The sequence below is a fragment of the Caballeronia humi genome, assembly GCF_001544475.1.
GTDB lineage: Bacteria > Pseudomonadota > Gammaproteobacteria > Burkholderiales > Burkholderiaceae > Caballeronia > Caballeronia humi.
The window spans coordinates 257,335-277,081 of record NZ_FCNW02000005.1 but is presented as its reverse complement, the minus strand read 5'-3'; the positions used below and the strand labels follow the sequence as shown (position 1 = coordinate 277,081).

Below are 19,747 nucleotides of genomic sequence, written 5' to 3'. Positions count from 1 at the left end.
CGTTCGAACGTATCGGCGGAATCGACTGCGGTGATATCGCTGATTTGCGCGACATCTAAATGCGCCGCGATGCGCGGCGCGATGTTCTTACCGTAAGCGGTAGCGGGCGCGAGAATGTGCGAATAATCCTTCGCGATATTCAGCACCGTCCTTTCAACGTTCTCAGCCAGTCCATCGGCGAGTTGCGGGGCATCGGCGAGCAGGATTTTCGATACGTTTGCGATTTTCGCGGCTTGGTCCGCTGCGGCTTGTGCGTTCGAACCCGCGACCAGCACGTGAATATCGCCGCCGATCTTCGTGGCCGCTGCAACCGTGTTCAGCGTCGCCGCTTTGATCGATGCGTTGTCATGCTCTGCAATTACCAAAATTGCCATGCTTGTCTCCTCTTAAAGCACTTTGGCTTCGTTCTTCAGCTTTTCGACCAGCGTCTTCACGTCCGGCACCATCACACCGGCGGAGCGCTTGGGCGGCTCGGCCACTTTCAGCGTCTTCAAACGCGGCGTGACATCGACGCCGAGGTCAGCAGGTTTCACCGTTTCCAAAGGCTTCTTCTTGGCCTTCATGATGTTCGGCAGCGTGACGTAGCGCGGCTCGTTCAGGCGCAAGTCGGTGGTGATCACGGCGGGCAGCTTCAGCGACAGCGTTTCCGAACCGCCATCGACTTCACGCGACACCGTGGCTTTGCCATCGGCGACCACGACTTTCGAGGCAAACGTCGCTTGCGGCAGGCCAGCCAAAGCGGCGAGCATCTGACCGGTTTGATTCGAATCGTCGTCAATCGCCTGCTTGCCGAGGATGACGAGTTGAGGCTGCTCTTTATCCACCAGCGCCTTCAGGATCTTCGCCACCGCCAGCGGCTGCAATTCCTCAGTCGATTCGACGAGAATCGCGCGATCGGCGCCAATCGCCATCGCCGTACGCAGCGTTTCCTGACACTGCGTCACGCCGCACGAGACCGCAACAACCTCAGTCGCCACCCCCGCCTCACGCAAACGCACCGCTTCCTCAACAGCAATCTCATCGAACGGGTTCATCGACATCTTCACGTTCGCGATATCGACGCCGCTGCCGTCCGATTTCACGCGGACCTTGACGTTGTAGTCGACCACCCTCTTAAGAGTCACTAGAATCTTCATGTGCAATCCCTTCCTTCAACAATAGCCCGCGCGACACGGGCTGGATCGAAACTCACTTGATGACAAGCACTTTCGAGCGATCGAAAGCAACGGTCACCGCGACGATCAGAATCAGCCCGAACACGATCTGCTGTGCGAACACGCTGATGCCGACGAACGTCATCCCCACGCGCGCCACCGACACCAGAAGCGCTCCCACCAGCGTCCTGCCGATACCACCAGCGCCACCCGTCAACGCCGTGCCGCCGACGATCACCGCAGCGATGGCAGGAAGCAGAAACTGGTCCGCCAGCGTGGGCGAGCCGCTTCCCAGTCGCCCGGCCATCACGACCCCCGCCAGCCCGGCAAAGAACGACGACGTCCCGAACACAAGGCACTTGGTCACCGACACACGCACGCCCGATGCAATCGCCGCCGGTTCGCCCGCACCGATCGCATCGGTACGACGACCGAACACTGTCGAGCGATGCAGAAATAAACAGAAGGCGAACACCGCAACACCAAGCAGGATTTCATGCGGCACGCCAAACGACGAGCCGGTCGTCCAGCCGAGCGACGCGTTGCGCATCTCGTCGCTGATACCGATGGAGCGGGTACCGGAGATAGTCAACGCGGCCGCCGAGGCAATCCCGCCTACCGCCAGCGTCGCGATGAAAGACGGAATCCGCAGTACGGTCTGAATCACGCCGCTGAGAAGACCGATGCCGAACGAAGCAGCAAGCGCGACGACCGCCGCCATCGCGCCATAACGCGGGAGCAACATCGCGACGATCACGCTCGACAATGAAGCCACCGCCTGAAGCGACAGATCGATGCTGCCGAGCAGCACGACGAACGTCGTGCCTGCGGCCATGATGAAAAGCGTCGAACTATCGGCGAGCAGGCCGAGTTGCGTCGACGGTGCGAGGAAGCTCGGCTGTGCGACTTCGATCAGCACGTACAGCACGATAAGAGCGAGGAAGGGCGCGTTGTCGCGCAGCTTCGTCGCGATGGATGCGTTCAGTTGTGGCATGTTGACCTCAGACCATGTGTTCGACGATTTCGACCTGCGAGGGCTTGTGACCCACTTCGCACGGCAGAATCTTCTCGGCGCGGCCGTCGCGCATGACCATCACGCGATGACTGAGCCCCAGAATCTCTTCGAGCGTGTCGCCCGTCAGCACGACAGCGACACCTTCCGCCGTCAATTCGCGGATGAGTTGATAGACCTCTTCCTTCGCACCGACATCGAGACCGCGCGTCGGGTGGTCGAGCACGAGAATCCGGCTGCCTGCGAAACGCCACTTCGCGAGCACGACCTTCTGCTGATTGCCGCCCGAGAGGTTGCGGCACGATGCGTCGGGTCCCGGCGTCTTGATGTGCAGGCGCTGAATCCAGTCATTGGCGAGCGCGCGTTCGCTGGACTTCCTCACCACGCCTGCACGACTGACCGCGCCAAGACGCGGCAGCGTCAGGTTCTGCGCGACGCTCATTTGCGTGACAAGCCCTTCAACTTTGCGCTCACGCGGAACGTATCCGATACCGAGCGAAACAGCGTGATTTGCCTGCGGTTTGAGACGTGTATTGCCAACCATCACCTCGCCGCTATCGAGACTCTCCAGCCCTGCAATGACCCTGCAAAGTTCCTCGCGTCCGGACCCGACCACGCCAGCCACGCCGAACACTTCGCCGCACCGAACGTCGAAAGAGACGTCGTTGAGCACGTGACCCAGCGTTGCGTTGCCCACCGACAGCGCCACTTCCGCGCGGCACGGCTTCTGCAAATTCTCGCGGTAGTACTCGCTGTGCAGCGACCGTCCGACCATCAGTTCATGAAGCTTCGCGACCGATGCCGTACCCGAAGCCATTTCCGACACGACCTTCCCGTCCTTCATCACATACACGCGATCGCTCAACGACAGCAATTCATCGAGCCGATGCGAAACGAACACGAACGAAGCACGCGACTTCAGCTCACGCACGAGGCCGAACAGAATCTCGATCTCGCCGGCTTCGAGTACAGAAGTGGGTTCATCGAGCAGAATGATCGGGGTGCCGCCAGTGCGGCTCGCAAGCGACAAGGCTCTCGCGAGTTCCACCATCTGCCGCTGCCCGAACGAGAGATCCTCGCACAGCGTCAGCGGATCGACGTCGAGATGCACCGTGGCAAGCTCCTTCTTCGCCGCACGCTTGAGCTTCGTCCAGTTCACGCGTCCGAACGTGACGAATTCTTCTTCGCGCCCAAGAAACAGATTCTCCGCGACCGTGAGGTTCGGCAGGATCGACTGCTCCTGATAGACCATCGCGATGCCTTTGGACGTCGCGTCGCGCGGATTGCGGATCACGAGCGGCTTGCCGCCCAGTTCGATCTCACCGGTATCCTGGCGATACGCGCCAGTCAGCAACTTCATCAGCGTGGACTTGCCCGCGCCGTTCTCGCCGATCAAGCCAACAATTTCATTCGGCCGCACTTCAATCGATACGTTGTCCAGCGCGAGCACGCCCGGAAAGCGCTTGGTGACGTTCTTGAGTGAAAGCATGTCTATTCTCCTCACGCTCACTTGACGATGCGCCGGCGCGAGCGATTCAGCGCGAGCGTCACGGCGGCGATGATCAGCACGCCCTGGATACCCTGCTGCACATAGGGCGGGACACCGAGCAGCACCATGCCGTTGCTCAGTACGATCACGATCAGCGTGCCGACCAGTGTGTTCATCGGGCTGCCGTTGCCGCCTGCGAGCGACGTTCCGCCCACCACGATCGCGGTGATCGCAACAAAGAGCTGACCGTCCGCGATGCGCGCATGTCCTTGCCCGTATTGCGCAACGGCGAGGATGCCCGCGACGCCATAGAAGACACCCGCCAGCGCGAACACGGCGATGCGCACGCGCGACACGCGAACGCCGCTCAGCCGCGCCAGATCCTCGCCACCGCCGATCGCCAGCGTGTGACGGCCGAGCAGTGTGTGCTTGTAGACGAACCACGCGACGCCGAGCATCGCCACCGCGATCCAGACGGACAGCGGCACGCCCAGATAGCGCGTGATCGCGATAGCACGCAACGACGGGTCGCTCACGCGGATCGTGTTCCCCGACAGCCACGCGGTCCCGATCCCCGTCGCGACGAAGCCGATCGCGAGCGTCGTGATGAACGACGGGATGCGCAGGAAAACGTGCAGCACGCCGTTCGCGAGACCGAGCACCGCGCCGGCAGCAAGCGCCACGGCCAGCACCCAAAGCCCGAAGTGGTTGTCGTTGTACGAGTTCTCGACCAGCATCGACACCGCAATCGCCGCGACCGCCACGATGCCCTCAGCCGACAAATCGATGCTGCCAAGCTGAATGACGAACGCGGCGCCGAGTGCGATGGTGAGCGGAATCGCGGCACCCACCGCGATGCGCGAGAGGTTCATGGGATCGAAGAAGTCGTGGTTCAGCGCGCCGATGCAAAGACCGAGCGCCACCAGCACCAGCAGCGGTGCAAATCGTCGCACGAGTGCCTGCTTCGATACGATCGGAATCCCGGTTGTTCTTGTGGACATGGCCTGCCGGGTGGGCGCTACGGTCAGCTTGTTCATCGATACACCACGGGACCCGCGACGCGGGCATAGAGGTTGTTCCAATCGACACTGGGCACGCTCGCGCGCTTCATGACGTCCTGGACGTTCGCCTTGGTCACGAACGTGGCCTTGCAATACGACTCGCGACGATCCTTCGGCAGCGTCGCCACGTCGACTTTTTTGTCCTTCGCCTGCAGACCCATCGAGAGGCCTATCCCGCCGAGCCAGTACGGATCCCAGTCGACCGATGCGATCAGTTCACCCGCCTTGATGGCGCTGAGCCCGGGCGGCGTGCCGTCCATGCCGGTAACCGGCATCTGGCCCGCGAGGCCCTCGGCGCGCAATGCCTCGATCGCGCCGAGCGCCATGTCGTCGTTCGCGGCCCATACGCCCTTGATCTTCGCGTTGAAGCGTGTCATCCAGGCCTGCATGATCGGAAACGCTTTCTGCGAATTCCAGTCCGCGACCTGAAAGTCGAGCAACTGGATGCCGGGGAACTTCTTCAGTGCGGCGTCGAGGCCCGCTTTGCGCTCGATCGCCGGGACGTTGCTGAAAATGCCGCCGAGCGCGACCACGCCGCCCTTGCCGCCCATCGCCTTGAATAATGCCGTCGCGGATTCTTCGCCGTACGCGACGCCGTCGTACGAAAGATGCGCGACGTAGTTAGGGTTCGCGTCCCACGGGTGCAGGTCCTTCGGCTTGTTCCAGATCGTCGTGACGAAGGCGCCCGCTTTCGAGCATGCTTCGACGATCACGCGTGCGTCGGCCGAATCGTTCGGGTCGACGTTGAGCACGAGGTTGCCGTTGGTCCTTTGCAGAAGAGCACGAATATCGGCGATGCCCTTCTCCGAACTGCCTTCGGTCGTCAGCGGCACGTACGGCAGGCCCACGCTCGTCGCGAAGGCTTGCGCACCTTTATTGAAAGCCGCGTGATACGGATTGGTGAGCGAGCGGAAGGAACAGGCGAGCGTCGTCTGTCCCGCGCCGAGCGACAGGCTCGATAAGCCGCCGCCGGCCACGGCGAATGCCGCCCCTGCGCCGAGCTTGATGAAGTCCCGGCGCGAAAGGGCCGAGCGTTGGTCGTCTTGTCTGGACATGATGTCTCCTCCGAATGAATCGCTAGCGATGCAAATAAATATATAGATATTTACTTGTTGAACAGAGAACTCAACTAAGTTGAAGCGGCCCTTCGCGGGCCTCGTCTTGTTATGCCACCGTGACAGCGGTGTCGCGCGTCGGCCTGCCCGCGTAACCCGCCAACTGACCGACTGCCGACGCCTGCGCCGCTGCACGTCCGCGGATGAGGTCCGAGGCCTTTTCCGCGATCATCAGTGTCGGCGCGTTGGTATTCGAGCTGACGATGCGCGGCATCACCGACGAATCCGCAACCCGCAGCCCTTCGATGCCCCGCACCCGCAGTTGCGGATCGACCACCGACATCTCGTCGACACCCATCCTGCACGTGCCGACCGGGTGATAGCCCGTGCGTCCGTACTGCTGCGCATATTCCTCGTACCGCGCCTGCGAGCGCACGGCGCTCCCCGGAAAGTGCTCGCTCTTGATGTACTTGCGAAGCGCATGCTGGTTCATGATCTCGCGGCTCTGGCGAATGCCCTCCACCGCTACTTTCAGGTCATACGGATCGCGAATGTAGGCGGGATCGATGACCGGAGCATCGGCGGGATCGGCGCTGTTGAGCGTGACGCTGCCGCGGCTCTTCGGGCGCAGAAAGTACGAGTTGAGCGTGCAGCCCGAACCCGAAGGCACGGGCGGCACGCCCGCTTCCACACCAGCGCCCGGCAGGAAGTGGAACTGCAGGTCGGGCGTCGGCACGTCGCTGCTGGAATACCAGAACGCTCCACCCTCGGCGATGTTCGACGTCACCGGCCCCTTGTTGAACATTTTGTATTCGAGGCCGGCGAGCAACATCATGTGCTTCTTCGCGTACTTGTCGAGGCTGTAGGGGCCGTTGAGTTCATAGACGATGTCGATGTCGAAGTGATCCTGCAGATTCGCGCCCACGCCATCGAGCGCATGCAGCGGCTTGATGCCGACGCGTTCGAGATCCGCTGCGCGCCCAATGCCGGACAGCATCAGCAGCTTGGGCGAGCCGATCGCGCCCGCCGTCACGATGACCTCGCGTTCGGCCCGCGCGATGACGACGTTCGAGCGCGCCTGCTGATCGGCGAATTCGACGCCTGCCGCGCGGCCGTTCTCGATCACGATGCGCGACACGAGGCAATTGGTCTTTACCGTCAGGTTGCTGCGCGAGCGGGCTTGCTGAAGATAGCCGACCGCCGCGCTGCAACGACGCCCGCCGCGTTGGGTCACCTGATAGACGCCGACGCCCTCTTGCCGCGCGCCGTTGAAATCGCTGTTGTACGGCAGGCCCGCTTCCTGGCCGGCCAGCACGAAGGCCTTGGTAAGCTCGTTGACGCTGATGAGATCCGACACACCGAGCGGCCCGCCCACGCCGTGATACTCGTTGCACAGGCGCTCGTTGTCCTCCATGCGACGCAGATAGGGCAGCACACCGTCGCGAAAGCCCCAGCCCGTGCAGCCGTCGCGTTCCCAGCCGTCGTAGTCTTCCGGCTGGCCGCGCGTGTAGACCATCGCGTTGATGGAGCCACCGCCACCGAGCACGCGGGCCTGCGCGAACGGAATCTGCCGACGCTGCGTTTCTGCTGCCGCCGCCGTGCGATAGCCCCACGTCAAGGGGCCGCCCGTCATCTTGAAGAAGCCGACCGGCATATGGATGTAGGGGTCGGTATCGGCGGGACCGGCCTCGAGCAGCAGTACACGGTTGCTTGCGTCTTCGGTCAGGCGCGCGGCCAACGCGCAGCCTGCCGGGCCACCACCCACGATCACATAGTCATACATTGCTGTCTCCGATTCTGCATTTCATGCGATTCTTCACGACCGCTTCGTTGATAGATTGACCTTACGCAATCCAGCGCGGCCGGTTGCCGAGCTGAACGTGCACCGATTTGAGTTCGGTATATTCCTCGACGCCGTAACGCCCCGTCTCGCGCCCGATACCCGATTGCTTGACCCCGCCGATCGGCAATTCCGGACCGCCGGTGATCGTGCAATTCACCCAGATGCGACCAGCCTGAACGTCGCGCAGGCTCTTGAACGCGCCTTGCAGATCGCGCGTCCAGATACTCGCGGCGAGGCCGTATGGCACGCCGTTCGCCAGTTGAATCGCCTGATCGAAGGTATCGAACGGCGTAACCGAAAGCACCGGTCCGAAGATTTCTTCCTGCGCGAGCGCGCTGCCCGGGTGCACGTTGCGGAACACCGTCGGCTGGATGAAGAAGCGTTCGCCTTCGCTGCTGGCCGTGCCGCCGCAGACGAGTTGCGCACCGTCGCGCGTGCCTGCGTCGATGAAGCCGCGAATCTTGTCGAACTGACGCGCCTCGACGATCGCGCCGACGTGATTCGACGCATCGAGCGGGTCGCCGACGCGCACCTTCGCCAGCACCGCCCGCACTCGCTCGACGACCTCCGCTTCGACCGAGCGATGCACAACGAGCCGGCTGCCCGACACGCAGCACTGACCCGCGTTGAACGCGATGCCGAAGGCGATAGCATCGGCGGCATCGTCGAGATCGGCGTCGGCGAAGACGATCTGCGGGTTTTTGCCGCCCAGTTCCAGACCGACCTTTTTCATATTGCCGCCGGCCGCAGCGAGCACCGAGCGACCTACCGGCGTCGAGCCGGTGAACGAGATCATGTCGACGTCCATGTGTTCCGCGAGCGCCTGGCCGACCACCGAGCCGAGCCCCGTCACCACGTTGACGACGCCATCGGGCAGGCCTGCTTCGGTCAGCAGCGCGGCGAGCTTGAGCGTCGTGCTCGACGTGAGTTCCGCCGGCTTGACGACCACCGTGCATCCCGCCGCGAGCGCAAACGGCAAGCGTTCCGAGAGGATGAAGAACGGAAAATTCCACGGCGTGACGATGCCCACCACGCCGACCGGCTGCCGCACGACGAGCCCGAACATATCGGGGCCGAGCGTGTCGTGCGAGTCGCCGTGAACGACGCGCGCGAGGCCCGCCGCGTATTCCCAGATGCCTGCCGCTGCCGTCACTTCGCCGCGCGACTGACCGATGGGCTTGCCGCTTTCCAGCGTCTCCAGATAGGCCAGCGTCTCGACGTTGTCGCGGATCAATTGCGCCGCCTTCAGCAGCACTGTCGCGCGTTGCTCGCCCGTGAGCCGCGACCAGCGGCCGTCATCGAAGGCGCGCCGCGCGGCTGCGACCGCGACGTCCAGATCGCCCCTCGATGCCCGCATCGCGGCCGTCACCGGCACGCCGTGGCCGGGGCTCTTGCGCGTCACCCAGTCGCCTGCGCCGGTGTAGTCTCGGCCGTCGATGAACATCGGCGTACGCACCGGCTCGGCGGGTACGCGCAGCGCGGCTGCCAGTTCGCTCAAATCCGTCATTCTTGCCTCCAATTAGCTTTTTTACGGCGACGCTTAATATTCCCAGCGTCTCGTGACCGGACTCATTTTGCACCATCCGGTTACTTCCTGACAACACCCTTTTTGGTTTATAGTCAGCAGCACGGCACTCCGATTGCGTCCCCGATCTCTCTTCTCTCGACACCCTCATGACTCTTGCAACCACCCCACAAAAACGTGCCGCCAAGCCCGGCGAAGCGGTTGTCGCACGCCAGCCGAGGCAGCGGGACCCCGAGGTCACGCGAGCCCGCATCCTCGAAGCCGCGAAAAAAGAGTTCGCGAAGCTCGGTCTCGCCGGTGCCCGCGTCGAAGCGATCGCGACGCGCGCCAAGGCCAACAAGCGGATGATCTATCACTACTTCGGCAGCAAGGAGGAACTGTTCGTCGCGGTGCTCGAAGACGCCTACGCCGACATCCGCTCCGCCGAATCGAAGCTCGACCTCGAACATCTCTCGCCCGAGGACGCGCTTGTCGCCCTCACCACGCATACGTGGAATTACTACCTGCGCAACCCCGAGTTCATGACGCTCGTGAACAGCGAAAATCTTCACAAGGCACGGCACGTCAAGAAGTCGCAGAAGTTCAAGGAGATGCATCAGGGATTCATCTCCATGCTGCAGCGCATACTCGATCGCGGCGTCGAGGCGGGCGCGTTTCGAAGCGGCGTCGACGCGCGGCAATTGCATATCACGATGGCCGCAATCGGCTACTACTATCTGACCAACCGCTTCACGAGCGGCGTGATTTTCGACATCGACTTCATGGACAAGGCCGCGCTGAAAAGCCGCATCGACTTCAATGTCGAGACGGTCCTGCGCATCGTGCGACCCTGACCGCCACGGCGCGTGGAGCGTGCGAAAGTCCTCCACGCGCCTTGTCATCACGCCACCTTCTCATGCGTGCGCACGAGCAACGCTTCGTCGACGAGCGGGCGGAACGCCATGCGCGCCAGCACGTCGCGCTCGACATCGATACCGTCCGCCACTTCGATCAGCCGCACGCCGTCCGCTTCGAGACGAAACACCGCGCGCTCGGTCACGTACAGCACTTCCTGCCTGGAAAGGCGCGCCTGCTCGCCGCTGAACGTGATGTGCTGCACGCGCTGGACGAGCTTCGGCACGCTGCCCGCCGAGACGATATTCAAACGCGCCCCTACTTGTTCGACCTCCAGCCCCTTCGCTTCGAAACTTCCGCAAAACACGATCTTTCGGGCGCCCTGCGTGATGTCGATGAAGCCGCCCGGTCCAACCACCGTCGAACCGAGCTTGGACACATTGATGTTGCCCTCGCCGTCCATTTCGCCCATGCCGAGAAAGGTCACGTCGACGCCGCCGCCGCTGTAGAAGTCGAATTGATCGACGCTCGGCAGGATCGCCTCCGCATTGCGCGCGGTGCCGAACATCGGGCCGTCGAGCATCGCGCCGTTATGGATGCCCTGTTCCACCGATCCCCAGAACGTGCCGAGCCGCCCCTGTTCCGCAAGCAACGCGGGGATACCGCCGGGAATGCCGAAGCCGAAATTCGCCGACTGTCCCGCATGTAATTCATGCGCGGCGCGCGCGGCGATCATGCGGCGAATGCCAGTAGGCACTTCATAAAACCCATCGCCGATCGCGCATAGTGCTTCGCCGCTCAACGCCGGATCGTAGTCCGAGACGACGCATTGCACCTGCTCCGGTGTCTCGACGAGCGCATCGACGAGGATTCCGGGAATGCGCACGAGCCGCGCCGGAACGTAGCCCGCGGGCTCGCGCTCCTTCACTTGCACGATCACGCGGCCGCCGCAGTTGTGCGCGGCGAGCGCGGCGGCGTAGACGTCGAGATCGGCGGGTTCGCGGCGCAGCGTGACGTTGCCGCTCTCATCCGCCGACGAGCCGCGCACGATCGCAAAATCCACCTCGAAAGGCTTGTAGCGCAGGTATTCGCGTCCATCCAGTTCGATCAGTTCGACCAGATCCTCGGTCGCGCGCTCGTTGATCTTGCCGCCATCGATACGCGGATCGACGAAGGTGCGCAGGCCCACGTGCGTGACGAGACCCGGTCGCCCCGCACCGATTTCCCGCAGCAGCGTGGAAATCGCGCCAGCGGGAAAGCTGTATGCCTCGAAGGCGTTGTCCTTCGCCAGTTTCTGCATCGCCGGCGCCCAGCTCCAGTGCCCGCCGATCACGCGCTTGACCATGCCGGCATGTGCAAAACGCCCAAGACCGCTGCCCTTTCCATCCCCGATGCCGAGCGCGTGCACGAGCGTCAGATCGCGCGGATGCCCGGTCGAGAGAAACCGCTCTTCGAGCTTTGCGAGCACCGCGTCCGCTTCGAGCAAGCCGCCTCCCGAACCTGCCAGCGCGATCGTCGCGCCGTCGAAAATCTGCTCGACCGCATCCGCAGCCGTCGTCCACTTGTTCACCGCACCCTCCGTTTCAGATCGGCCGCAAAACCCGTTGACAGCGGCCATTCGTTGGTCTTAAATAACCCACCAGATGGTTACTTGCTGCGAATGTTGGCACACGAAACCACTGAATTCAAGGGATATTGCGCAGCGCTCGGGTTTACCTGAACCGGCGCGTTGCACCGCAAAAATCAGGTATGACGATTAAAGATGGAGACAGCATGAGACTCTCGGAAACCCACGAGCAGATCCGCGATACGACGCGGCGTTTTGCAACGGAAGTGATTCGACCCCTGGCCGAAGAACTGGACCGCGAGGAGCGTTTTCCAGCGGAGATTTACAAGCAGATGGGCGAACTCGGCCTGTTCGGCATCACGGTGCCGGAAGAATTCGGTGGAGCGGGACTGGACGTCACCGCGTACGCGCTCGTCATGGAAGAACTGTCGCGCGGCTATGCGTCGGTGGCGGACCAGTGTGGGTTGCTCGAACTGGTCGGCACGTTGCTCAGCGTGCACGGCACCGACGAGCAGCGCGCGAAGTACATCGAGCCGCTGCTGCGCGCCGAATTGCGGCCCGCCTACTGCATCACCGAATCGGACGCGGGTACCGATGTGTCCGGCATCCGCACCACCGCAACGCGCACCGCCGAGGGCTGGGAACTCAGCGGCGCCAAGCTCTGGATTCATAACGCGCCCGTCGCGGATCTCGCCTTCGTGCTCGCGCGCACCGACCCGTCGGCGGGCAAGCGCGGCATGAGCATCTTCATCGTCGATTGTCATTCGGCGGGCGTATCGAAAGGGCCGAAGGAGCACAAGATGGGCCAGCGCGCATCGCAGGTCGGCGAGCTGCATTTCGATCGCGTGAAGCTTCCGCACGATGCCCTGCTCGGCAAGGAAGGCCGCGGCTTTCACATCATGATGAGCGTGCTCGACAAGGGGCGTGTAGGCATCGCGTCGCTGGCTGTCGGCATCGCGCAGGCGGGGCTTGAAGCGGCGCTCGAGTATGCGCAGACGCGCAAGCAGTTCGGCGCTCACATCGCCGAATTTCAGGGCGTGCAGTGGATGCTCGCGGACATGGCGAAGGACATTCAGGCCGCGCGCCTGCTCGTGCGCGATGCCGCAGAACGACTCGAAGCCGGCGACCGCGCGAGTATCGCCTGCTCGATGGCGAAGTGCTTCGCCGGCGATACGGCGGTCAAGCACAGCGCGAATGCCGTGCAGATTTTTGGCGGTAGCGGCTACATTCGCGGCTACGAAGTCGAGCGTCTCTATCGCGATGCGAAGATCACGCAGATCTATGAAGGCACGAACCAGATCCAGCGCACGATCATCGCTCGCGATCTTGTCAGCAACGGAGCGCAGTTATGAGCGGCCGCCCTGTTGCACTCGTCACGGGCAGCCGGCGCGGTATTGGGCAGGCGATTGCGGTCGAGCTTGGACGCGCCGGATTCGATGTCGCGTTGACGGACGCGGTCGCATCCAACGAGTTGGATCAAGCGGTCGCCGACGTCGAAAAGACCGGCGCCCGCGCGATCGCGGTCGTGTCCGATCTCGCCGACGTCGGCTCGCATCGCGCGACGCTGCTCGATATCGAGGCGCGTCTCGGCGGCCCGATCGATTGCCTCGTGAACAACGCGGGCGTATCGGTGATGTCGCGCGGCGATCTGCTCGATGTGACGCCTGAGAGTTTCGATCGATGTATTGCCGTGAATACGCGCGGTACGTTCTTTTTCATGCAGGCGTTCGCGAAGCATTTCCTCTCTCGCGCCCAATCAAGCATGGCGCCTCATCCGAGCGTCATCACGATCACGTCATCGAACGCGGTCGCCGCCTCGCCTTTGCGCGGCGAATACTGCGTGTCGAAGGCTGGCCTCTCGATGGCGACCACGCTCTTTGCGTTGCGGCTCGCCGAGCACGGTGTGAGCGTCTACGAAGTACAGCCCGGCCTGATCGAAACGGAAATGACCGCGCCCTCCCGCGCACGCTACGACGCGCAGATGGAGCAGGGCCTCACGGCGATCAAGCGCTGGGGCACGCCGCAGGAAGTCGCGACCGCCGTGCGCACGCTCGCCACAGGCGGCCTGCCCTACAGCGTCGGACAGGCCATCCGTGTCGACGGCGGCCTCCTTGTGACCAAATACTGACCACGCATATGAACCTCACACTCAACCTTCCGAGCGCGTCCGGCACGATGGACAGCTATCGCCTGCAAGGCACGCCGCTCGATGTTCGCGCGCCTGCCCGGCCGTTCAACCGAATCGCGTATTCGGCGGCGCACGTCGTTGCCGATCCGCTTCGCGCTGGCGAATTGAACGCGGAACCCGCCATCGACTGGGAGCGCACGCTCGACTATCGACGCTATCTCATCGAGCAAGGTCTCGGCATCGCCGAAGCGATGGACACCGCGCAACGCGGCATGGGCTTGCCGTGGCACAGCGCGCTCGAACTGATCACGCGCACGGTCGAAGGCACACGCGATATTCCGGGCGCATCGATTGCATCGGGCTGCGGCACGGATCACGTGGCGCTGAATTCGATCACGAACTGCGATCAGGTGATCCAGGCCTACGCAGAGCAACTGGAAGCGGTCCAGCGCGTCGGCGGACGCATCATCCTGATGGCAAGCCGCGCGCTCGCCCGCGTGGCACGCACGCCGGACGACTATCGGCGCGTCTATCGTGAAGTGCTGGCGATGTGCGACCAGCCGGTGATCCTGCACTGGCTCGGTGAGATGTTCGATCCTGAACTCGCGGGCTACTGGGGCGCGAAAGACTACGAGGGCGCCGCGCGAGTCTGCCTCGACGTGATCGGCGCGAGCGTCGATCGTGTGGACGGCATCAAGATTTCGTTGCTTGACGACGCGAAGGAAATCTCTTTCCGTCGACAACTGCCGCCCACGGTGAAGATGTACACAGGCGATGATTTCAACTATCCGTCGCTCATCGCGGGAGATGAAGCAGGCTATTCGCACGCGCTGCTCGGCATCTTCGATGCGATTGCGCCAGCCGCATCGCAGGCACTCGACGCGCTCGCCGCCAACGACCTCGATACGTTCCACGCGCTGCTTTCGCCAACCGTCCTGCTGTCGCGCCACATCTTCCGTGCGCCGACGCAGTACTACAAGACCGGCGTCGTGTTCCTCGCTTACCTGAACGGCTTCCAGAACCACTTCTTCATGCTCGGCGGCCATCACGGCATGCGCCCGCCCGCTTACCTTGCCGACGTGTTCCGTCTCGCCGATCAGGCCGGCCTTCTGCGCGACCCAGAGAATGCAATCGCTCGCATGCGCAAGGTCATGGCATCGCTTGGTTGCGGAGACTGATCATGACGAGCGCGAAGGGACCCGTGCGACACATCGTGTTATGCCGATTCCGCAGCGACGTTCAAGCCTCGAGCCGCCTCGCTTTTTTCGAGCAGATCAGGCGCCTCGCGGAGATTCCCGGCATCGAGTTCACGAACTTCCAGTGCGGACCGAACGTCTCGCCCGAAGGCTACGGCATGGACTTCGCCGATGGCTTCATGATGGACTTCGTGAGCCGTGACGCGTGCTTTTCCTACCTTGCGCATCCGACGCATCGCGCGATCGGCGCGCGGCTCATCGAGGCGCTGGAAGGCGGCGATAACGGGCTGCTCGTCTTCGATATCACACTGGACAATCATGAGAAACCTGAAGGGAAGACTCGACCTGTGCTCCATCAACACCGCGACGCTCGGTCATCGAGAACCGCTCAGCCTCACGATTGATCGTATCGCGAGGGCTGGATTTGGCGGCATTGCGCCGTGGCGTCATGAGGTGGAGAAGGCGAACGTCGCGGCGATCGCGAGGCAGATCAAGTCGCTCGATCTGACCGTCACGGGCTATTGCCGGTCCACCTATCTGCCGGCTGCGACGCATGCGCGGTTCGTTGCGAACATCGAGGCGAACAAGGCTGCGTTGCGTGACGCCGCGACGCTCGGCGCGCGCTGCTTCGTGATGGTCGTCGGCGGTTTGCCGGAGGGAAGCCGCGATCTAAACGGCGCGCGTTCACAAGTCAGCGAAGGCATTGGCGAATTGTTTGCAACAGCGCGTGAATACGGCGTTCCGCTCGCGCTTGAACCGCTGCATCCGATGTACGCTGCCGACCGCGCCGTGCTCAATACGCTTGCGCAGGCGCTGGAAATCTGCGAAAAGCTGGACCCCGAACGCTCGGGCTTTCTCGGCGTCGCCGTCGATGTGTATCACTGCTGGTGGGACCCAGCGTTGCAAGCATCGATCGCGGCGGCTGGTCAGGCGCACCGCATGCTTGCGTTTCACGTATGCGACTGGCTGCGCGAAACGCGCGACATGCTGCTCGACCGCGGCATGATGGGCGACGGTGTCGTCGATTTGCGCGCGATGCGTGAGAGCGTTGAAGGCAACGGATACGACGGGCTGGTCGAAGTCGAGATATTCTCCCAAGAAAACTGGTGGCGCCGCGATCCGGATGAAGTGCTGAGTGTCTGCGCCGAACGACTTCAGACAATATGCTGAACCCAAGGAATCGATAATGCGAGACATGATCCGATGGGGCGTACTCGGCGCCGCCAGAATCGCCGACAAGTTCGTGGTGCCGGCAATCCAGCGGTCGAGCAACGGCCGTGTGGTGTGCGTGGCCGCCAGAGATGGCGAACGTGCGGCGGCTTTTGCTGAACGACACGGTATACCTGCCGCGTATGCGAGTTACGATGAAATCATCGCAAGCGACGCCGTTGATGCCGTGTACATTCCGTTGCCGACGGCCAGTCACTTCGAGTGGTGCAAGAAGGCGCTTCTTGCGGGAAAGCACGTGTTGTGCGAGAAACCGATCGCGATGAACGCGGCGCAGGTTAAGGAACTCATCGAACTTCGCGACTCGACCGGGCTCCTGTGCGGCGAAGCGTTCATGGTCGCGCATCATCCGCAATGGGCGTTCGTGCGTGATCGGATCTCCGATGGCACGCTCGGCAATCTTGAACTCGTGGAAGGCTCGTTTACCTACTTCAACGATGATCCCAACGCCCTCAAGAACGATCTGGCATTGGGGGGCGGCGGCGTGCGGGACATCGGCGTCTATCCCGTCGTGACGACGCGTATCGCGACGGGTCTCGAACCACTCTCGGTACACGCCGACATCACCATCGACCCGCGCTACGGCACTGATAGGCTCGCAATCTGCAATCTCGCTTTCCCCGGCTTTCGCCTGAACTTCTACTGCGGCACTCAACTCTCGCGGCGTCAGCACATGGTCTTCCACGGGTCCAAAGGCTGGCTATCCCTGGAAGCGCCCTTCAATCCAGGCGTGTACGGTAACGCGAAAATCAGCATTCGTTCCGACGCTAGCGGAGAGATCGAGACTTTCGAGTTCGGCAATGTCGATCAGTATCAACTGATGGTAGAGGACTTCGGCTCAGTGTCAATTGGACATAGAAAATCGATCGCATTTCCGCTGGAGAACTCGCTTGGCAATCAACGCGTGATCGACGGAATTTTGTCGCATGCAAAGTGAAATGATCGACGTCCACAGCCTCCGGGAGGCTCGCGCACTGGCCGCCGCATGTGCCAACGCCGAGGATGCCTCTGTGTGGCGGTGGTTCTCCGGATTGCTGGAGAGCGGAAAGATTCGCTGGTGCCTTTCGCACGATGGATGGCTCGTCACGGTGAATCATCGGCATGTGGCGACCGCCGCCTCTTTCGACGACGCGATTCGCGCCGCAAAGGCGCAGTCGAACTTCATGCCCACGTAGGCCACGGAGCTTCGCGATATGACCACAACAAGCGAATTTCAATGCGACAAGATCGTGCGGTTTCAACACTGCGATCCCGCTGGAATCGTGTTTTATCCGCAGTACTTCGTCCTTTTTCATGAAGTGCTCGAAGACTGGTTCAACGATGGACTGGGCGTTGATTACGCGCAGTTCATCGGCACGGAGCGACTCGGCATTCCGACGGTGAACATCCACGCCGAGTTCATCGCTCCGAGCAAACATGGCGAAACCCTGCGATTTGGTTTGCAGGTGCAGGGTGTCGGAACGAGCTCGATCAAACTGCGTCTGACGGCGCGCGTCGGCGCTGAGTTGCGCGCGAAGATCGATCAGACGGTGGTGCTGTTTTCGCTGGAGAACCGATGCAAGGTTGAAGTGCCTGCTGACTTGAAGGAGAAGATGCTGCGGTTCAACGACGCTTAGCAGACGTCTTGCAAACGCCGGGCGCAGGTCAGCAGAACCTCGTCAGGATCGCGGCGCCACCAGTTCCTTGCCGAAAAAATTTCGACCTCGACGTGTTCCTTGAATCCCGCCGCTTCGACGCATCCACGCAACGCGCGCAGGTCGACAACGCCATCGCCCATCATGCCTCGGTCGAGAAGCATGTCGCTCGTCTCGCGCAGCCAGTCCGATACGTGGTACGCGAGAATGCGGCGCGCTTTTCCCGCCGCTCCTATCGACTGAAGCAAGTGAGGGTCCCACCAGCAGTGGTAGATATCGATCGCGACGCCGAGCGCGCCGGATGCCCCTTGCGGATCGATACGCTCACACATCTCGAGCGCCTGCGCGATCGTATTCAGCACTGAGCGGTTCGCGGCATACATCGGATGCAGCGGTTCCAGCGCCAACGGAACGCCGACCCGTCTCGCGGTCTCGAGCAATTCCGCCACGCCTTCTGAAACTTGCGCGCGAGCTGCGTCGAGATCGCGGCTGCCTTCTGGCATGCCACCCACCACCATGACGAAGCAACGCGCATTCAATTCGGCTGCATCGTTCAGCGCTGCCTTGTTGGACGCGATGTTCGCTTCAAATTCGCGGCGTGTCGCGGCAGGAAGGTACGTCGACCGGCAGTAACCCGTGACGGTCAGACCGTGAGCTTGTATCTGCTTCGCCAACTGTCTGGCGTCGCCTGCTTCGACTTCATGCCGCCAAGGCGCTATCCCACCGAAACCAGCCCTGGCGATCCGGTCGATTGTCACGCCAAGCGGTTCCCTGTGACCGAGCGTGGCTGTGTTGATCGAACAGCGATCCAGTCTTCCCTGCAGCGTCTCCATGATCGGCCTCTCGCGTCTCAATGTGTGCAATTAAAACCGCTCATGACGAGGCCGATGCGCCGCATGGCGTCGTCCGGATCACGCAGGAGGCCTGCTTGATCGGCGAGGCGAAAGACATCGGCGAGATAAGCCGGCGGACGCATGCCGTGATGTCCGCCGAGCATGAAGAAGTGATCCTGGAAGCCGTTCAAAAAGGCGAGAAAAACGACCCCCGTCTTGTAGTACTGCGTGGGCGCGCGAAAGATGTGTCGCGAAAGCGGAACCGTGGGTGCAAGAAGCGCTTCGTATTTCCGATGGTCGTTCGCGGCGAGCGCGGCAAGCGCTTGCGATGCAGCCGGCGCGATCGCATCGAAGATGCCGAGCAGCGCGTGCGAATAGCCTGCGTCGTCTCCCGCGATCAGCGACGGGTAGTTGAAATCGTCGCCTGTGTACATCTTGACGCCGTGCGGCAGTCGCCGCCGGAAGGCGATTTCCTTTGTATCGTCGAGCAACGAAATCTTGATCCCGTCCACCTTGTTCACGTTCGACACGATGATGCGGAGGCACACCTCGGCGGCTTCCGCGAAAGTCGACGCGCCCCAGTAGCCGGCGAGTTCGGGATCGAACGCTTCACCGAGCCAGTGCAGGATGACAGGCTGATCGCACATCGAGAGCACTTCGCGATACACGCGCTCATAGTCTTCCGGCTTGCGCGCCACCTTCGCAAGCGCCCGGCTCGCCATCAGGATGATGCTGCTGCCGGTGCGCTGGATCGCTTCGATTTGCATGGCGTAGGCACGGATGACGTCGTCGCAGGTTCTCGCATCGGATGCAGGCAGATGATCGGTCCCGCATCCCGAAGCGACCAGCGCGCCGGGGATATCGCTCGTCTCCGCCAGCGTGCGCGATACGAGTTCGAGCGCGCTCTCCCACGGCAAACCCATGCCGCGCTGCGCGGTATCCATCGCTTCCGCGATGCCGAGCCCTTGACCGAGCAGGTAGCGACGGTATTCGATCGTCTTCTTCCAGTCGATCGCAGGCGGCCTGCCGAGTTCGGCCGCATTGAGCGGGTCGGCCACGACATGCGCCGCCGAATACGCGATGCGGTTGAATGGACGCGACGGCCCGACCACGTCGAGCGGATTGCCCTGGATTCGGTAGCTTTCGAGTGTGCCGTGCGAGGTCGGAAGCTTGATGGTGAGGTTCATGA

19 protein-coding genes and 1 pseudogene are annotated in these 19,747 nt (G+C 62.4%); 9 read left to right on the top strand and 11 right to left on the bottom strand.

Going from position 1 to position 19,747, the window contains the following annotated elements; translation table 11 throughout:
• From AWB65_RS08860 to AWB65_RS08825, 8 genes and pseudogenes are all read right to left on the bottom strand, one after another.
• Positions 1-374: pseudogene (locus AWB65_RS08860) on the bottom strand (electron transfer flavoprotein subunit alpha/FixB family protein); the annotation flags it as partial.
• Positions 375-386: 12 nt separating this feature from the next.
• Positions 387-1,136 carry an electron transfer flavoprotein subunit beta/FixA family protein gene (locus AWB65_RS08855; RefSeq protein ID WP_087666794.1) on the bottom strand — a complete coding sequence of 250 codons (750 nt, stop codon included), beginning with the start codon at positions 1,134-1,136 and terminating at the stop codon, positions 387-389.
• A gap of 52 nt (positions 1,137-1,188) precedes the next feature.
• Positions 1,189-2,148 carry an ABC transporter permease gene (locus AWB65_RS08850; RefSeq protein ID WP_087666793.1) on the bottom strand — a complete coding sequence of 320 codons (960 nt, stop codon included), beginning with the start codon at positions 2,146-2,148 and terminating at the stop codon, positions 1,189-1,191.
• Positions 2,149-2,155: 7 nt separating this feature from the next.
• Positions 2,156-3,655, bottom strand: a complete 1,500-nt coding sequence (locus AWB65_RS08845; protein WP_087666792.1) for a sugar ABC transporter ATP-binding protein — start codon at positions 3,653-3,655, stop codon at positions 2,156-2,158.
• 17 nt (positions 3,656-3,672) lie between these two features.
• Positions 3,673-4,692, bottom strand: coding sequence for an ABC transporter permease (locus tag AWB65_RS08840; protein ID WP_087666791.1), 1,020 nt, complete (start codon positions 4,690-4,692; stop codon positions 3,673-3,675).
• Positions 4,689-5,771 carry a sugar ABC transporter substrate-binding protein gene (locus tag AWB65_RS08835; protein ID WP_087666790.1) on the bottom strand — a complete coding sequence of 361 codons (1,083 nt, stop codon included), beginning with the start codon at positions 5,769-5,771 and terminating at the stop codon, positions 4,689-4,691. The genes AWB65_RS08840 and AWB65_RS08835 overlap by 4 nt, the downstream gene beginning before the upstream one ends.
• A gap of 109 nt (positions 5,772-5,880) precedes the next feature.
• The gene (locus AWB65_RS08830; RefSeq protein WP_087666789.1) at positions 5,881-7,554 is read right to left on the bottom strand and encodes a GMC family oxidoreductase; all 1,674 of its coding nucleotides are present in this window, start codon (positions 7,552-7,554) and stop codon (positions 5,881-5,883) included.
• Positions 7,555-7,615: 61 nt separating this feature from the next.
• On the bottom strand, positions 7,616-9,121 hold the full coding sequence (locus AWB65_RS08825; protein WP_087666788.1) for an aldehyde dehydrogenase family protein: 1,506 nt from the start codon (positions 9,119-9,121) through the stop codon (positions 7,616-7,618).
• A 167-nt stretch (positions 9,122-9,288) separates the two neighbouring features.
• Between AWB65_RS08825 and AWB65_RS08820 the strand changes: the two genes are divergently transcribed.
• Complete coding sequence (locus AWB65_RS08820; protein WP_087666787.1) at positions 9,289-9,972, top strand: TetR/AcrR family transcriptional regulator; 684 nt, start codon at positions 9,289-9,291, stop codon at positions 9,970-9,972.
• 47 nt (positions 9,973-10,019) lie between these two features.
• On the opposite strand, the gene AWB65_RS08815 is transcribed toward AWB65_RS08820, so the two are convergent.
• A complete protein-coding gene (locus AWB65_RS08815) occupies positions 10,020-11,543 on the bottom strand; it encodes an acyl CoA:acetate/3-ketoacid CoA transferase (protein WP_235007560.1) in 1,524 nt (507 codons plus the stop codon).
• 203 nt (positions 11,544-11,746) lie between these two features.
• On the opposite strand from AWB65_RS08815, the gene AWB65_RS08810 reads away from it, so the two are divergent.
• From AWB65_RS08810 to AWB65_RS08775, 8 genes are read left to right on the top strand one after another with little or no spacing between them, the layout of a single operon-like run.
• On the top strand, positions 11,747-12,892 hold the full coding sequence (locus AWB65_RS08810; RefSeq protein WP_087666785.1) for an acyl-CoA dehydrogenase family protein: 1,146 nt from the start codon (positions 11,747-11,749) through the stop codon (positions 12,890-12,892).
• On the top strand, positions 12,889-13,668 hold the full coding sequence (locus AWB65_RS08805) for a 3-ketoacyl-ACP reductase (protein WP_087666784.1): 780 nt from the start codon (positions 12,889-12,891) through the stop codon (positions 13,666-13,668). Before AWB65_RS08810 ends, AWB65_RS08805 begins: the two co-directional genes overlap by 4 nt.
• 8 nt (positions 13,669-13,676) lie before the next feature.
• Positions 13,677-14,846: a dihydrodipicolinate synthase family protein gene (locus AWB65_RS08800; protein WP_087666783.1), complete on the top strand. Its 1,170-nt coding sequence runs from the start codon at positions 13,677-13,679 to the stop codon at positions 14,844-14,846.
• Between the two features lie 2 nt (positions 14,847-14,848).
• The gene (locus AWB65_RS08795; RefSeq protein WP_087666782.1) at positions 14,849-15,268 is read left to right on the top strand and encodes a Dabb family protein; all 420 of its coding nucleotides are present in this window, start codon (positions 14,849-14,851) and stop codon (positions 15,266-15,268) included.
• On the top strand, positions 15,183-16,034 hold the full coding sequence (locus AWB65_RS08790; RefSeq protein ID WP_087666781.1) for a sugar phosphate isomerase/epimerase family protein: 852 nt from the start codon (positions 15,183-15,185) through the stop codon (positions 16,032-16,034). Before AWB65_RS08795 ends, AWB65_RS08790 begins: the two co-directional genes overlap by 86 nt.
• A 16-nt stretch (positions 16,035-16,050) precedes the next feature.
• On the top strand, positions 16,051-17,028 hold the full coding sequence (locus AWB65_RS08785; RefSeq protein WP_087666780.1) for a Gfo/Idh/MocA family protein: 978 nt from the start codon (positions 16,051-16,053) through the stop codon (positions 17,026-17,028).
• Position 17,029: 1 nt separating this feature from the next.
• Complete coding sequence (locus tag AWB65_RS08780; RefSeq protein WP_235007559.1) at positions 17,030-17,266, top strand: hypothetical protein; 237 nt, start codon at positions 17,030-17,032, stop codon at positions 17,264-17,266.
• Positions 17,267-17,284: 18 nt separating this feature from the next.
• On the top strand, positions 17,285-17,707 hold the full coding sequence (locus AWB65_RS08775) for an acyl-CoA thioesterase (RefSeq protein WP_087666779.1): 423 nt from the start codon (positions 17,285-17,287) through the stop codon (positions 17,705-17,707).
• On the opposite strand, the gene AWB65_RS08770 is transcribed toward AWB65_RS08775, so the two are convergent.
• Positions 17,704-18,558 (bottom strand): sugar phosphate isomerase/epimerase family protein, encoded by an 855-nt coding sequence (locus AWB65_RS08770; protein ID WP_087666778.1) that lies wholly within the window; start codon positions 18,556-18,558, stop codon positions 17,704-17,706. The two genes, AWB65_RS08775 and AWB65_RS08770, sit on opposite strands and share 4 nt — an antisense overlap.
• A gap of 17 nt (positions 18,559-18,575) precedes the next feature.
• Positions 18,576-19,745 carry a dihydrodipicolinate synthase family protein gene (locus tag AWB65_RS08765; protein WP_087666777.1) on the bottom strand — a complete coding sequence of 390 codons (1,170 nt, stop codon included), beginning with the start codon at positions 19,743-19,745 and terminating at the stop codon, positions 18,576-18,578.
• Between the last annotated feature and the right edge of the window lie 2 nt (positions 19,746-19,747).